At 69.4% G+C, this 13,117-nt stretch carries 11 protein-coding genes; 7 read left to right on the top strand and 4 right to left on the bottom strand.

The features are described 5' to 3' along the window. Positions 1–213: 213 nt before the first annotated feature. From PV772_RS16895 to PV772_RS16905, 3 genes are all read right to left on the bottom strand, one after another. A complete protein-coding gene (locus PV772_RS16895; RefSeq protein WP_347886891.1) occupies positions 214–1,890 on the bottom strand; it encodes a formate--tetrahydrofolate ligase in 1,677 nt (558 codons plus the stop codon). 101 nt (positions 1,891–1,991) lie between these two features. Next, positions 1,992–3,257 (bottom strand): D-inositol-3-phosphate glycosyltransferase, encoded by a 1,266-nt coding sequence (gene mshA, locus PV772_RS16900; RefSeq protein WP_307357136.1) that lies wholly within the window; start codon positions 3,255–3,257, stop codon positions 1,992–1,994. A gap of 76 nt (positions 3,258–3,333) precedes the next feature. After that, positions 3,334–4,746, bottom strand: a complete 1,413-nt coding sequence (locus PV772_RS16905; RefSeq protein WP_347886892.1) for a 6-phospho-beta-glucosidase — start codon at positions 4,744–4,746, stop codon at positions 3,334–3,336. A gap of 91 nt (positions 4,747–4,837) precedes the next feature. Between PV772_RS16905 and PV772_RS16910 the strand changes: the two genes are divergently transcribed. The 6 genes from PV772_RS16910 to tsaD are packed head-to-tail and all read left to right on the top strand — an operon-like array spanning position 4,838 to position 10,075. Continuing rightward, complete coding sequence (locus tag PV772_RS16910) at positions 4,838–5,929, top strand: carbohydrate kinase family protein (RefSeq protein WP_347886893.1); 1,092 nt, start codon at positions 4,838–4,840, stop codon at positions 5,927–5,929. 55 nt (positions 5,930–5,984) lie between these two features. Continuing rightward, complete coding sequence (alr, locus tag PV772_RS16915; RefSeq protein ID WP_347886894.1) at positions 5,985–7,223, top strand: alanine racemase; 1,239 nt, start codon at positions 5,985–5,987, stop codon at positions 7,221–7,223. Further along, positions 7,220–7,807, top strand: coding sequence for a tRNA (adenosine(37)-N6)-threonylcarbamoyltransferase complex ATPase subunit type 1 TsaE (gene tsaE, locus PV772_RS16920; RefSeq protein ID WP_141182088.1), 588 nt, complete (start codon positions 7,220–7,222; stop codon positions 7,805–7,807). The genes alr and tsaE overlap by 4 nt, the downstream gene beginning before the upstream one ends. Then, positions 7,801–8,472, top strand: a complete 672-nt coding sequence (tsaB, locus tag PV772_RS16925) for a tRNA (adenosine(37)-N6)-threonylcarbamoyltransferase complex dimerization subunit type 1 TsaB (RefSeq protein ID WP_141182087.1) — start codon at positions 7,801–7,803, stop codon at positions 8,470–8,472. The genes tsaE and tsaB overlap by 7 nt, the downstream gene beginning before the upstream one ends. A gap of 44 nt (positions 8,473–8,516) precedes the next feature. Next, positions 8,517–8,987 carry a ribosomal protein S18-alanine N-acetyltransferase gene (gene rimI, locus PV772_RS16930; protein WP_141183409.1) on the top strand — a complete coding sequence of 157 codons (471 nt, stop codon included), beginning with the start codon at positions 8,517–8,519 and terminating at the stop codon, positions 8,985–8,987. Next, complete coding sequence (gene tsaD, locus PV772_RS16935; RefSeq protein ID WP_141159824.1) at positions 8,984–10,075, top strand: tRNA (adenosine(37)-N6)-threonylcarbamoyltransferase complex transferase subunit TsaD; 1,092 nt, start codon at positions 8,984–8,986, stop codon at positions 10,073–10,075. The genes rimI and tsaD overlap by 4 nt, the downstream gene beginning before the upstream one ends. 36 nt (positions 10,076–10,111) lie before the next feature. On the opposite strand, the gene PV772_RS16940 is transcribed toward tsaD, so the two are convergent. Beyond that, positions 10,112–11,263, bottom strand: a complete 1,152-nt coding sequence (locus tag PV772_RS16940) for a glutamate--cysteine ligase (RefSeq protein ID WP_347886895.1) — start codon at positions 11,261–11,263, stop codon at positions 10,112–10,114. Positions 11,264–11,637: 374 nt separating this feature from the next. Here PV772_RS16940 and PV772_RS16945 point away from each other — a divergent pair, with 374 nt between their 5' ends. Continuing rightward, a complete protein-coding gene (locus PV772_RS16945; RefSeq protein ID WP_347886926.1) occupies positions 11,638–13,086 on the top strand; it encodes a glycoside hydrolase family 3 N-terminal domain-containing protein in 1,449 nt (482 codons plus the stop codon). The last annotated feature ends 31 nt before the right edge of the window (positions 13,087–13,117 follow it).

Genomic DNA, 13,117 nt, shown 5'->3' on the forward strand with positions numbered 1-13,117 from the left:
GCTACTGCTCTCCACAGCACAACCTCAGCCGGCACAAGCCGCCTGATCAACTGTCCACGATTTGCGGGCAACCCCATGGGGCGTTGGTGAGTTGGGGCGGGAGGTGATGGGGCGTTGGTGAGTTGGGGCGGGAGGTGATGGGGCGTTGGTGAGTTGGGGCGGGAGGTGATCGGGCGTTGGTGAATTGGGGTCGGAAGGTGATGGGGCGTGGGGTTAGGTGAGGCCCACTGGATTCCCGTCCGCGTCAACGTCCATGCGCAGCGCAGCCGGGACGGCAGGGAGGCCAGGCATGGTCATAACGGCCCCGGTGAGGGCCACTATGAACCCGGCGCCGGTCTTGGGCAGCAGGTCGCGGACGTGGATGGTAAACCCCTTGGGGGCGCCCAGCCGGGAGGCATCGTCAGTGAACGAGTACTGGGTCTTGGCCATGCACACGGGCAGCGAACTCCAGCCGTTCCGCTCGATGTCGGCAAGCCGCTTCAACGCGGGCACGGAGAAGTCCACGCCGTCGGCGCCATAGATTTCCTGGACGATGGTCCTGATCTTGTCCTCAACCGACAGCCCCAGCGAATAGAGGTGCCGGAAACTGTTGGGGCCAGCCACTGCCCCGGCCACCAGGGCAGCCAGTTCGTCACCGCCGTCCCCGCCACCGCCCCGGCCCCACACGTCTGCGACGGCCGCCGGGACACCTTCGGCCGCGCACCAGGCAAGCAGCCAGTCGAGCTCCTCTGCGGAATCGGACGAGAACCGGTTGATGGCAACCACGGGCGTGACGCCGAACTTCTCCACGTTGTGGATGTGTCGCTGGAGGTTCACCACACCTGCTTCCAGCGCCGCCAGGTCCGGGTGGGTCAGCCGGGCCTTGGCTACGCCGCCCTGCATCTTCAAGGCGCGGACCGTTGCCACCACCACGACGGCGGAGGGTGCCAGGCCGCCGATCCGGGCCTTGATGTCCATGAACTTCTCTGCCCCGAGGTCTGCGCCGAATCCGGCCTCGGTCACCACGATATCCGCCAGGCGCCGGGCGGTCTGCGTGGCAATGAGCGAATTGCAGCCGTGCGCGATGTTGGCGAACGGGCCGCCGTGCACCAGCGCCGGGGTACCGGCAATGGTCTGCACGAGGTTCGGTTTGATGGCTTCCTTCAGCAGCAGGGTCAGGGCGCCCTGGACCCCCAAATCGGCTACGGTGACAGGTGTCCGGTCATAGGTGTACCCGAAGGTGATCCGGCCCAGGCGCTCCCGAAGGTCGGTGATGTCCGTCGCCAGGCAAAAGACGGCCATGATCTCTGATGCCACGGTGATGTCGAAGCCGTCCTGCCGGGGCACGCCCTGGGAGGGGCCACCCAGGCCGATCACTATCTCCCGCAGGGCGCGGTCGTTCATGTCCAGCACCCGCTTGAAGGTCATCCTGCGCGGATCGATGTTCAACGTATTGCCCTGGTAGATGTGGTTGTCCACCAAGGCCATCAGTGCGTTATTGGCGGACGTGATGGCGTGGAAGTCGCCCGTGAAGTGCAGGTTGATCTCGTCCATGGGCAGCACCTGGGAGTAGCCGCCGCCGGTGGCGCCACCCTTCATGCCCAGCACGGGGCCCAGGGACGGTTCCCGCAGGGCGATCATGACTTTGTGGCCGGCACGGGCCAGCGAGTCTGCCAGGCCAACGGTGGTGGTGGACTTTCCCTCGCCGGCCGGGGTGGGAGACATCGCCGAGACCAGCACCACCTTCCCGGCCGGCGGGGGCGCATCGAGGCGTGTGGGGTCGATCTTCCCCTTGTAGCGGCCGTACTGTTCCAGTGCGTCAGGGTTGATTCCTGCGGCCGCCGCGATCTCCTCGATGGGCCGGATCCGCGCAGCGCGGGCTATCTCAAGATCAGAAGGGAGAGCAGACATCTTTGTCCTTTCCTGCACCGGCCGGCGCCGGTACCTGCCCCTAAGCTAACAGCACGCAGCCCCAACGGCACGCGGTTCCGACGTCACCAGGGAAAAGGGCTTCAGGAAGCGGGAACCGCCGGGGCCAGGCGGCGGCCCACGAAGTTGTCGACGGCGGCATGGTAGCTTTCCAGCGTGATAGCGGCAGTGCGCTGCCAGCCGGAGTTCTGCGCCCGGATGGCAGCGGCCCGGCCCAGGTCCTCACGGGTGGCGGGGTCGTCGTAGAGGGCCTCCAGGGCATCGGCCCAGTCGGCTGCGTGGTGGCCGTCCACCAGGAGCCCGGTCCGGCCGTGGAAGATGGCGCGGGACAGGCCGCCCACCCGGGTGGCCACCACAGGCGTGCCGCAGGCCTGGGCCTCGAGTGCCACGAGCCCGAAGGATTCGCTGAAGGAAGGCATCACCACAACGTCGGCCGCGCGGAACCAGGACGCCAGCTCGGGGGCCTTCACCGGCGGAAGCTGCGTGACGACGTCGTCCATTCCCGCCTCCGCCACCAGGCAGCGGAGGTTGAACTCCTTGTTGCCGCTCAAAGCGCCCAGGATGGTGACGCGCAGGTCAATGTCCGGGCGGCGTTTGCGCAGCAGCGCCGCGGCCTTGACCAGGACCTGGGGGCCTTTCAGGCGCTGGATGCGGCCGGCGAAAACCAAGTGGAACGTCTCCGGGCTGACGCCGTGCCCGGCCCTGGACCGTGCCCGGAAGGCGGGAGTGAACGTGGCGAGGTCCACGCCGGGCGGGGCGATGTCGATGCGGTCGTAGGTGGCGCCGTAGTGGGAGACGAGTTCGGCGGCCTCAGAGCTGGTGTTGGCGATGAGCCTGGCCGCGCCGTCCACGATGCGGTGCTCGCCCAGTTCGCGGCGCCGGGGCTCAGGCTGCTCACCGGATTCCAGCAGCAGGTTCTTGACCTTGGCCATGGTGTGCATCGTGTGTACCAGCGGCACGCCCCACAGCTCGGACAGCTCCAGCCCGGCGATCCCGGACACCCAGTAGTGGGAGTGGATGACGTCGTACCGGCCGTGCGGCTGGCGGCGCCGGATCTGCTCGATTTCCGCGACCATGGCGTGGAGCAGCCCGGGCAGCTCCTCCTTGGGGATCTTCCGCGGCGGGCCGGCCAAGACGTTGTGAACGCACACCCCGGGGTCGGGATGCTCGACGGCGGCCTGGTCGGCTGAGGTGGCGCGCGTGAAGATCTCCACCTCCACACCTGCCTCGGCCAGCGCCGAGGCCAGCTCACGGATGTAGACGTTCATTCCGCCAGCATCACCGGAGCCCGGCTGTTCCATGGGGGAAGTGTGGAGGGAAAGCAAAGCGACCCTGCGGATCAGTGCCACGGGACCTCCTTCCGGCCGCCGGCGCGTGTCAGGGGTGCCGGCTCAGTGCACATCCGATAAAACATTACTCCTTCCCCTAACGCCCGCCGCCCTCCCACATCTTCCCCAGATCCGGAAACGCCCGCTCGTACCCGGCCATCAGCTTCACGGCCAGGTCCGCCGAATCCACCAGCGGGTGCCGGGCAAAGGCTTCGACGGCCGCCTCCCTGTTGCCGGCGCCCGCAGCCACGACAACGAGCCGCTCCACCTCCTTGACCCGCAGGAGCAGGCCCAGCTGCGGTTCCGCCGGGGTTTGCTGGGGCAGCGGGACGGCGCCGGCCTCGGTGACAGTGCAGGGGACCTCGACGACGGCGTCCGCCGGCAGGCCGGGAATGGCAGGTTGGGGCGGGGACGGGGTAGCACCGGCGCGCCCGGGTGCCGGGGCCGCCGGCAAGGCGTTCACAGTGTTGAGGACCAGTTGCGTGCCTCCGCCGCCGGCGAGGGCGCGCATGGCGGCGAGCGCGACACGCTCATAGCCGCCGCCGGCGAGGTCTTCCTCGCTCCGGCGCTCGCCGGCACCCCGGGCTTCGGCCAGGTATCCCTCTTCCCTGGACCGGCGCGCCGCCTCCCACAGCCGGTAGGCGTCCGGGCCGGCCGCGGCAAGCCGGGGATACAGCTCCTGCTGCTGGCTGTGGATCGTCTGCCCGCGCGTGCCCGCCATGGCCTGCATTGCCTGCCGGGCAGCCTCGCCCTGGTAGTAGTAATACAGGTACTCGTTGGGGAGCAGGCCCAGCCCGGCAAGGAACGGCTGCGGGAACAGCCGGCCCTCCTCGAAGGACTGCAGCGCCGCGGCGTCCGCCAGAAGGCCTGGGAGCAAATCCCTTCCGCCGGACTCCAGCCGGTACAACCAGCCCAGGTGGTTCAGCCCGTAGTACCCCACGCCGTCGAGCCGTCCCGCCGGCAAGGCCACACCGGCAGCCCGCGCCGCCCGCTGCACCAGGCCGCCCGCCGAGTCGCAGATCCCAATGACCCGGTTCCCCAGGACGGGGCGCAGCGCCTCGGTGACCATCCCGGCCGGATTGGTGAAGTTGACCAGCCATGCGCCCGGGCAGCGCTCGCGCATCAGCCGGGCAAGGTCCACCATGTGCGGGATGGTCCGCAAAGCGTAGGAGATCCCGCCCGCCCCCGTGGTTTCCTGGCCCAGCAGCCCGAGGTCCTGCGCCACTTTTTCATCTGCCACGCGGCCTGCCGTCCCACCGGGCCGGATCGCGGCGAACACCATGGAGGTTCCGGGGAGGGCCGCGGAAAGATCGGTGGTGGCATCCACCGGAAGGTGCGCACCTTGTCCTGTGGGCATACTGCGCAGCACAGCGGTGACGGCGTCAAGGCGGGCGGGATCGACGTCGTGCAGCACCAACTCCGTGACCAGCCCGGAAAAGGGCCCGGACACCAACGCCCGGTATATCAACGGCACCCGGAAACCCCCGCCGCCGGCAATCAGAAGCCGCATGGATGCAGTCTAGGACCAGCCTCCGACACCCTGTCCAGACCGCTTCCTAAGCCCCTACCGGAGCCCCTGCCCCACGGCGTATCCTGCGCTCATGGACGCCACGCCAGCCCGCCGCTTCGATCCGCTGGCCGCTGTCCGCTCGCCGGCGGAACCTGGATTCGACCTGCTGCTGGCCGGGACCGTCTTCCAGGACATCATCTTCACCGGCCTGCCGCACGGGCCCGAACCCGGCACGGAAATCTGGAGCGACGGCATGGGCAGCTGTCCCGGCGGGGTGGCCAACCAGGCCATCGCCGCGGCGCGGCTGGGGCTGCGGACCGGGCTGGCGGCGGCGTTTGGGGACGACGGCTACGGTGACTTCAACTGGAAGATCCTCTCCAGCCAGGAACACGTGGACCTCAGCCTCTCCCGCCGCGTCCCGGGCTGGCACTCGCCGGTCACCGTCTCCCTCTGCGTGGACCAGGACCGCTCCATGGTCACCCACGGCCACTCTGCACCGGTGACCAACTCCGAGCTGATCGGAAGCCCGCCCCAGGCGCTCGCCGGCATCGCGGAGGTCGGCATGGAAATTGAACCGTGGGCCCGGGCAGCCCACGGCGCAGGAGTTCGCCTGTTCGGGGACGTCGGATGGGATCCCAGCGGGGAGTGGGCGCCGGTGCGGCTGGAAAACCTGCAGTACTTCTACGCCTTCCTGCCCAACCAGCGCGAGGCCATGGCATTCACCGGCAAGGACAATCCGTGGAGTGCCCTCTACGCACTGGCGGACCGCGTGCCCGTGGCGGTGGTGACCCTGGGCGCGCAGGGCGCCATGGCCGTGGACTCGGAAACCGGGGAAGAGGAATGGGTCCCGTCGCTTCCGGTCAAGGCGCACGATCCCACCGGAGCAGGCGACTGCTTCGACGCGGCGTTCATCGTGGGTACCCTGGCCGGCTGGCCGCTGGGGGACAGGCTGCGTTTCGCCAACCTGTGCGCCTCGCTGGCTGTGCAGGAGGTTGGCGGATCGCTGGCCGCCCCTGGCTGGGGGGACATCGCCGACTGGTGGAAGCGCGCCAACGCCCGCCCGGAACGGCAGATGAGCCAGTGGCTGCGCCGCTTCGGATTCCTCGCGGAAATCATCGAGGACGTCCCCATCGCCGCCCAGCGCCGCGCGGCCGCCACCATCGCGCACCTATCCGACGCCTGAGGAGCGCCGGACGCCCGATTATTCGGCGCGAAGTGCCCGCACTAGAATCAGTTAGGTGACCTACCCCGCAACAACCGGTGAATTCAGCGCTGCCTCCGGGCCGGACCCCCACCATGAGCGGTCCGCCGTGATCGACCTGGAGGCCATCCGGCACAACGTCCGCCGGCTTGCCGCCGCCGCTTCCCCCGCGAAAGTCATGGCCGTGGTCAAGGCAGATGCTTACGGGCACGGCGCCGTCCCCGTGGCCCGTGCAGCCCTGCAGGCAGGCGCGTCCTGGCTGGGCGTGGCGCACATTTCCGAGGCCCTCGCGCTCCGCGCCGCCGGCATCGATGCGCCCCTGCTCGCCTGGCTGCATACCGCCGACAGCAACTTCGGCGCCGCCGTGGCTGCCGGCGTCGACATTGGCTGCTCCGGGTGGGAGCTGGAACGCATCGTTGCTGCGGCCCGTGAGCAGGAACGCCCCGCCCGGATCCACCTGAAGGTGGACACGGGGCTCGGCCGCAACGGCGCCACCCCGGAAGCCTGGGACCGCCTGGTGGGGGAGGCCGTGGAGTACCAGGACCAGGGACTGCTGCGCGTGGTGGGCATCTTCTCCCACCTCGCCGTGGCTGATGAGCCGGAGCGGCCCGAAACCGATGAGCAAGTGGCCGCATTCCGGGAGGCCCTTGCCATTGCCGAGGACGCGGGCGTGGACCCCGAGGTCCGGCACCTGGCCAACACCCCCGCCACCCTTTCCCGCCCGGACACCCACTTCGACATGGTCCGCGTGGGCCTGGGCATTTACGGGCTTTCACCGTTCGACGGGACGACCTCCGCCGAGCTCGGCCTCCGGCCCGCCATGACGCTGCGCACACTGGTGTCGCAGTGCAAGGAGGTGCCCGCGGGACAGGGCGTCTCCTACGGCCTCCACTACCGCACCCGGGAAGCGAGCACCCTGGCACTGATCCCACTGGGCTATGCCGACGGCGTCCCGCGCGTGGCCACCGGCGGCCCCGTCCGGGTGGCCGGGAAGACCTATCCCGTGGTGGGGCGGATCGCCATGGACCAGATGGTCATCGACCTCGGTCCGGAGCCATCCGCCGCGGCGCTGCAGGGCGCGGAAGCGGAGCTGTTCGGGAACGGTGCCGACGGCGGACCCACCGTTGACGAATGGGCGCGTGCCGCCGGGACCATCAACTACGAGGTGGTGACCAGGATCAGTCCGCGCGTACCCCGCCGCTTCATCAACGAGGACGAATCCGCTGGCAGCGGCCAGGCCATGGCCGGCGCGCCCGGCAAGGCCGGAGCGGCATGAGCGCGCCGGACGAACTGACCGCCAACTGGGAAAAGACCTTCACGGCGACGACGGCGGAACAGACCCACGCGTTCGGCGCCCGTTTGGCGGAGGTGCTGCAGGCCGGGGACCTGCTGGTGCTGTCCGGCGAGCTGGGTGCCGGGAAAACCACCTTCACCCAAGGTCTGGGCGAAGGCCTGGGCGTCCGCCCGGGCATCATCTCGCCGACGTTCGTCCTGGTCCGGATCCACCCCAACCTGCCGGACGGCCCCCGCCCGGGCGGCCCGGACCTGGTGCACGTGGACGCCTACCGCCTGGGGTCGGCGGCGGAAATTGACGACATCGACCTCGAAAACACCATGGATTCATCGGTGACGGTGGTCGAGTGGGGACATGAGCGCGTGGAGCACCTGAGCGACAGCCGGCTCGAAATCGACCTGCACCGTGCCATCGGGCTCGGGGCCACCCCGGCGGCCACCCCAGGAAGCCTGGACTTCGACGCCGAAGACACCGACGAGCCCCGGACCATCGTCGTGCGTGGCTACGGTCCCCGCTGGGCGGACTTCCCCGCACTGGCCGGACCGGATGGGGGAGCGGCATGCTGATCCTCGCCATTGACACGTCGGCCGTGGCCAGCGCAGCGCTGGTCACCGACGATGCCCCCGAAAGCGTGCTGGCCAGCTTTGCCACGGAGGACACCCGGAGCCATGCCGAGGTGCTTGCCCCCGGAATCCACGCCATGCTGGCGTCCGCGGGCGTGACCGGGCAGGATGTGGACGCCCTGGCAGTGGGGGTTGGTCCTGGTCCGTTCACCGGGCTTCGCTCCGGCATCGCCACCGCCCGCACCTTGGCCTATGTGTGGGGAAAGCCGCTGCACGGACTGGTGAGCCTGGACGCGATGGCCCTGGAAGTTGCCGAGTCCACCGCCGCCGTCGCCGAGTTCCTGGTGGTGACCGATGCCCGCCGCAAAGAGGTCTACTGGGCCCGGTACAGCTTGGCTGACGGACAGCTGCCCGTGTTGGAGGACGGCCCCCACGTCGGGTTCGCGTCTGACCTCCCGGACCTGCCTGCTTTCGGCGCCGGCGCGGGACTCTACGCCGATGTGCTCCGGGCCCATCCGGATTTCGCCGCGGAGCAACCGGATGCCCTCTATCTCGGCCAGTTCGCCCTGGCCCGGCTGGCGTCGGGACACACCCTGCTGGACTCCACCCCCCTGTACCTGCGCGAATCCGATGCCCAGGTGCCCGGACCACGGAAGCGGGCATTGTGAGCACCACCCCGGACCCGCGCGCGGCTGACGTCACCGTCCGCGACATGACGCTGGACGATATTCCCGCCGTCGGCGCACTGGAACACAAGCTCTTCCCCATTGACGCGTGGCCTGTCCAGATGTTCCTGGACGAACTTTCCCAGCCGGAGACCCGGCGCTACCTGGTGGCGGAGACCACGGGTGGCATCGTGGGCTACGCCGGGCTGATGTGCATCGAGCCCATCGCTGACGTCCAGACCATCGCCGTCGTCCCCGAGCACGAGGGGCGCGGCATCGGCAGCACGCTCCTCACGCAGCTGATCGACGAGGCCCGGCACCGCGGCGCCGCTGACGTCCTTCTTGAGGTCCGGGCCGACAACCCTCGGGCACAACAGCTCTACGTGCGGTTCGGCTTCGAACAGATCCACATCCGCCCCCGGTATTACCGCGACGGCGTGGACGCCCTCATCATGCGGCTCCAGCTGGCCGCGCCTGAAACTGACGGACACGAAGCAACGGAAGCAGGCCAGGCATGAACCGTACGCAGCCCCTGGTGCTGGGCATCGAATCGTCCTGCGACGAAACCGGCGTTGGCATCGTGCGTGGCACCACCCTCCTGACGAATACGGTCTCTTCCTCCATGGACGAGCACGTCCGCTTCGGCGGAGTCATCCCCGAGATCGCCTCCCGGGCCCACCTCGATGCTTTCGTTCCCACCCTCGAACAGGCCCTGGCCGACGCCGGCGTGACCCTGGACGAGGTGGATGCCATCGCCGTAACCTCCGGGCCTGGGCTTGCCGGCGCGCTGATGGTGGGCGTGTGCGCCGCCAAGGCGCTCGCCGTGGCCACCGGAAAACCCCTGTTCGCCATCAACCACCTGGTGGCGCACGTTGGCGTCGGACTCCTGGACGACCGTGCCACCGGCCGCAGGCAGGAGCTGCCGGAAAACCTCGGAGCCCTGCTGGTTTCCGGCGGCCACACCGAAATCCTGCGGATCAACAGCATCACCAGCGACGTGCAGCTCCTGGGCTCCACCATCGACGACGCCGCAGGCGAGGCCTACGACAAGGTGGCGCGCATCCTGGGGCTGGGCTACCCCGGGGGACCGGCCATCGACAAGGTGGCCCGCACCGGCAATCCCAAGGCGATCCGCTTCCCCCGGGGCCTCAGCCAGCCGAAATATATGGGCACGGCCGATGAACCCGGCCCGCACCGGTACGACTGGTCCTTCAGCGGACTCAAGACGGCCGTGGCACGGTGCGTAGAGCAGTTCGAGGCCCGCGGCGAAGAGATTCCCGTGGCCGACATTGCCGCGGCGTTCCAGGAAGCCGTGGTGGACGTGATCTCCTCCAAAGCGGTTCTGGCTTGCCGGGAGCACGGCATCAAGGATGTCCTGCTGGGCGGCGGCGTAGCGGCAAACTCCCGCCTGCGGGAGCTGACCGGGCAACGCTGCGCCTCCGCCGGTATCCGCCTGCACGTCCCGCCGCTGGACCTGTGCACGGACAACGGCGCCATGGTGGCCGCCCTCGGCGCGCAGCTGGTGATGGCCGGCGCCGACCCAAGCGGCATCGGCTTCGCCCCGGACTCCTCGATGCCCGTCACCTCGGTCTCGCTCCCCGCCTGACACCCGGCAAACCCTGCGAAACGGGAAGGGGGCTGGTCAGGCGGTGGGGCCGTTGCGCATCTGCTTGACCAGGTCCAGCACCACGGCCTGCAGGTTTCCGCCGTTCTCGGCAGCCACCCGGCGCTGGCGCTGGTACCCGGCGCCGCGGCGGATGATCTTCTCGACGTCGGCCAGTTCGTCGGAGCAGCGCAGCTTGGCCGCGACCGGTTCAAGCCGGTTCAGGGTCTCCAGCAGGTGGTCGGTGACCAGCTGCTCCTTGCCCGCGGCGTCGAGGATGATGATGGCGTCCAGGCCGTACCGGGCAGCCCGCCACTTGTTCTCCTGGACGTGCCACGGCGGCATGGTGGGGATGGTGCCGCCATTGTCCAGGGTGGTGGAGAACTCATCCACCAGGCACTGCGTGAGCGCCGCGATGGCCCCCACTTCCTCCAGGGTGGCCAGGCCGTCGCAGATCCGCATCTCGATGGTGCCCAGGGCGGGCACCGGCCGGATGTCCCACCGGATCTCCGAGATGGTGTCGATGACGCCCGTGGTGAACATGTCCTGGACATAGGACTCGTACTCCGCCCAGGACGTGAACTGGAAGGGTAAGCCTGCGGTGGGAAGCTGCTGGAACATCAATGCACGCTGCGAGGCGTATCCGGTGTCCTCGCCGCCCCAGAACGGGCTGGAGGCGGAGAGCGCCTGGAAGTGCGGGAAGTAGTTGACCAGGCCGTCCAGGACCGGAAGGGCTTTGTCCCGGCGGTCCAGGCCCACGTGGACGTGGACGCCGTAGATGACCATCTGCCGGCCCCACCACTGGGTCCGGTCGATGAGCTTGGCGTAGCGCTCCTTGTCCGTCACGGGCTGCAGCTGCGGGGGGCTGAACGGGTGGCTGCCGGCGCAGAACAGCTCAACGCCCATGGGATCGGTGATTTCACGCACGGCAGCGACGGACCTGTTGAGGTCCTCCTTGGCCTCGGCGGCCGTTTCGCAGATCCCGGTGACCAGTTCCACCGTGTTGAGCAGCAGTTCCTGCTTGATGTGCGGATGTTCGTCGTCTTCGTTGAGCTCGGGATGGCGGGAGGCCACGCCGCGGAGCACCTGGTTGGCCACGGAAGCGAGCTCGCCCGTCTTTCCGTCCACCAGGGCAAGCTCCCACTCAACACCGAGGGTTGACTGCCTCGATGACGCGAAGTCGATCTTCACACGTTTCCTTACTGTCCGGTTTGCCGCTGGCTGAAGCCGCTCACAGGCTGCTGCCGGCAGGGGAACGGGTGGTTCAAGTCTAGTGCAGGGGTAGCATCGTACTGATGGCACCGTTCCCCCCGCGTCATAGTCCTGCCAAATCCTTCCCCCTCCTCGCCGCCCTTTCCGCACTGGCTCTGGCATCCTGTTCGGCCTCCCCGGGCGCCGCCCCGCCGTCGTCCTCCGCGCCGCCCACCGGGGTGTCCCCGTCCGCATCAGCAAGTACGACGCCGGCGCCCCCTTTGGCTTCCCCGTCACCTGATCCGGGTTCCCGGCCCTTGGGGTGGGGGCCGGAGCAGCGGGACCAGGACGCCGCGGCGGCGGCCGTCGCGGCCATGTCGCCCGAGCAGAAAGCCGGGCAGGTCCTGCTCCCGTTCTTCAAGGGCAACCAGGTGGAGGCGCAGGCGGCGCTCATCCAGCGCCTCCACCTGGCAGGGTCCATCATCATGGGGGACAACGTGCCCCGCGACCCGCGGGGCCAGGTGGACGTGCCCGGAATGGGTGCCGTGAACCAGCGGTTGCAGCAGGCTGTTGCCGCGGACGGCCGGCGTTGGCCGGGGATCATGAGCGTAGACCAGGAAGGCGGGGCGGTGGCACGCCTGGGGCAGCCGCTCACCGAATGGCCCGCGCCCATGAGCTACGGGGCCGCTGGCAACCTTGACCTGACGCGCAAGGCCGGCAAGAGCCTGGCAAGCGAGTTGGTGCCGCTGGGCTTCGACCTGGATTTCGCACCGGACACTGATGTGACCGTCGGTCCTGCAGACCCGACCATCGGCGCCCGTTCCATGTCCTCTGACCCTGCTGCGGCGGCAGCCCAGGGAACGGCCTTCTCCCAGGGCATGCTGGACGCAGGGGTGCTCCCCACCGTCAAGCACTTTCCCGGGCACGGCTCGGTGACGGCGGATTCCCACCTCAGCCTCCCCGTCCAGCAGGCAGGCCTCGACGTGCTGCGGGGCCGGGACTGGAAACCCTTCGAGGCTGCCGTCGCCGCGGGCCTGCCCGTTGTCATGACCGGACACATTGCCGTGCCCGCGCTGGAACCCGGTGTGCCGTCGTCGCTCTCCGCACCGAGCTACGCGGCGCTCAGGGGTTTGGGCTTCAAGGGCGTGGCCGTGACCGATGCCCTCAACATGGGCGCCGTCGAGAACCAGTACCCGGCCGGCGCCGCTGCAGTGAAAGCACTGGCCGCCGGCGCCGACCTGCTGCTGATGCCTGCGGACGTGGAGCAGGCGCACGCCGCCATCGTCCAGGCCCTGGCCGCCGGGACCCTTCCCGCCGCACGCCTGGATGAGGCAGCGCAGCGCGTGGCCACCATGATGATCTGGCATGCCCGCACCACGCCGCCTGCCGGAACCCCGGGCGCGGGTGCTCCGGCAGGAAGCGGGGCAGCGCTGTCGGCCCAGGTCTCGGCGTCGGCCGTCACGGTTGTCTCCGGCCCCTGCAGCGGACCCTTGGTTCCCGGCTCCGTGCGGGTGGCCGGCGGGGGACCGGGGGACCGGGAACGTTTTGAAGCCGCCGCCGCGCGCGCCGGGATTTCCATGGGATCAGGGCCGGTGGTCAACCTCATCGGATTCGGCGGCAAACCGGCGGGCGGGGACATCGCCGTGTCCCTCGACGCCCCCTGGCCACTCCAGGGGTCCAGCGCCCCGGTGAAGCTGGCACTGTACGGACGCACCGATGCCGCCTTCGACGCCTTGGCCGCCGTACTGGCAGGGAAGGCCCCGGCCCCGGGAAAGCTGCCCGCCGCCGTCGGGCCCTTCCCGGCCGGAACCGGCTGCCCCTGAGCCCCTGGCCGCGCACGCCCGCAGGAACGCT

Source organism: Pseudarthrobacter sp. CC12, from assembly GCF_039907755.1.
Taxonomy (GTDB): Bacteria; Actinomycetota; Actinomycetes; order Actinomycetales; family Micrococcaceae; genus Arthrobacter; species Arthrobacter niigatensis.

Bases quoted from the DNA above. Each gene is read 5' to 3' on its own strand.
- PV772_RS16895 (WP_347886891.1), bottom strand. From the start codon at position 1,890: ATGTCTGCTCTCCCTTCTGATCTTGAGATAGCCCGCGCTGCGCGGATC.
- PV772_RS16905 (WP_347886892.1), bottom strand. From the start codon at position 4,746: ATGCGGCTTCTGATTGCCGGCGGCGGGGGTTTCCGGGTGCCGTTGATA.
- PV772_RS16910 (WP_347886893.1), top strand. From the start codon at position 4,838: ATGGACGCCACGCCAGCCCGCCGCTTCGATCCGCTGGCCGCTGTCCGC.
- tsaE (WP_141182088.1), top strand. From the start codon at position 7,220: ATGAGCGCGCCGGACGAACTGACCGCCAACTGGGAAAAGACCTTCACG.
- tsaB (WP_141182087.1), top strand. From the start codon at position 7,801: ATGCTGATCCTCGCCATTGACACGTCGGCCGTGGCCAGCGCAGCGCTG.
- rimI (WP_141183409.1), top strand. From the start codon at position 8,517: ATGACGCTGGACGATATTCCCGCCGTCGGCGCACTGGAACACAAGCTC.
- tsaD (WP_141159824.1), top strand. From the start codon at position 8,984: ATGAACCGTACGCAGCCCCTGGTGCTGGGCATCGAATCGTCCTGCGAC.
- PV772_RS16945 (WP_347886926.1), top strand. From the start codon at position 11,638: ATGTCGCCCGAGCAGAAAGCCGGGCAGGTCCTGCTCCCGTTCTTCAAG.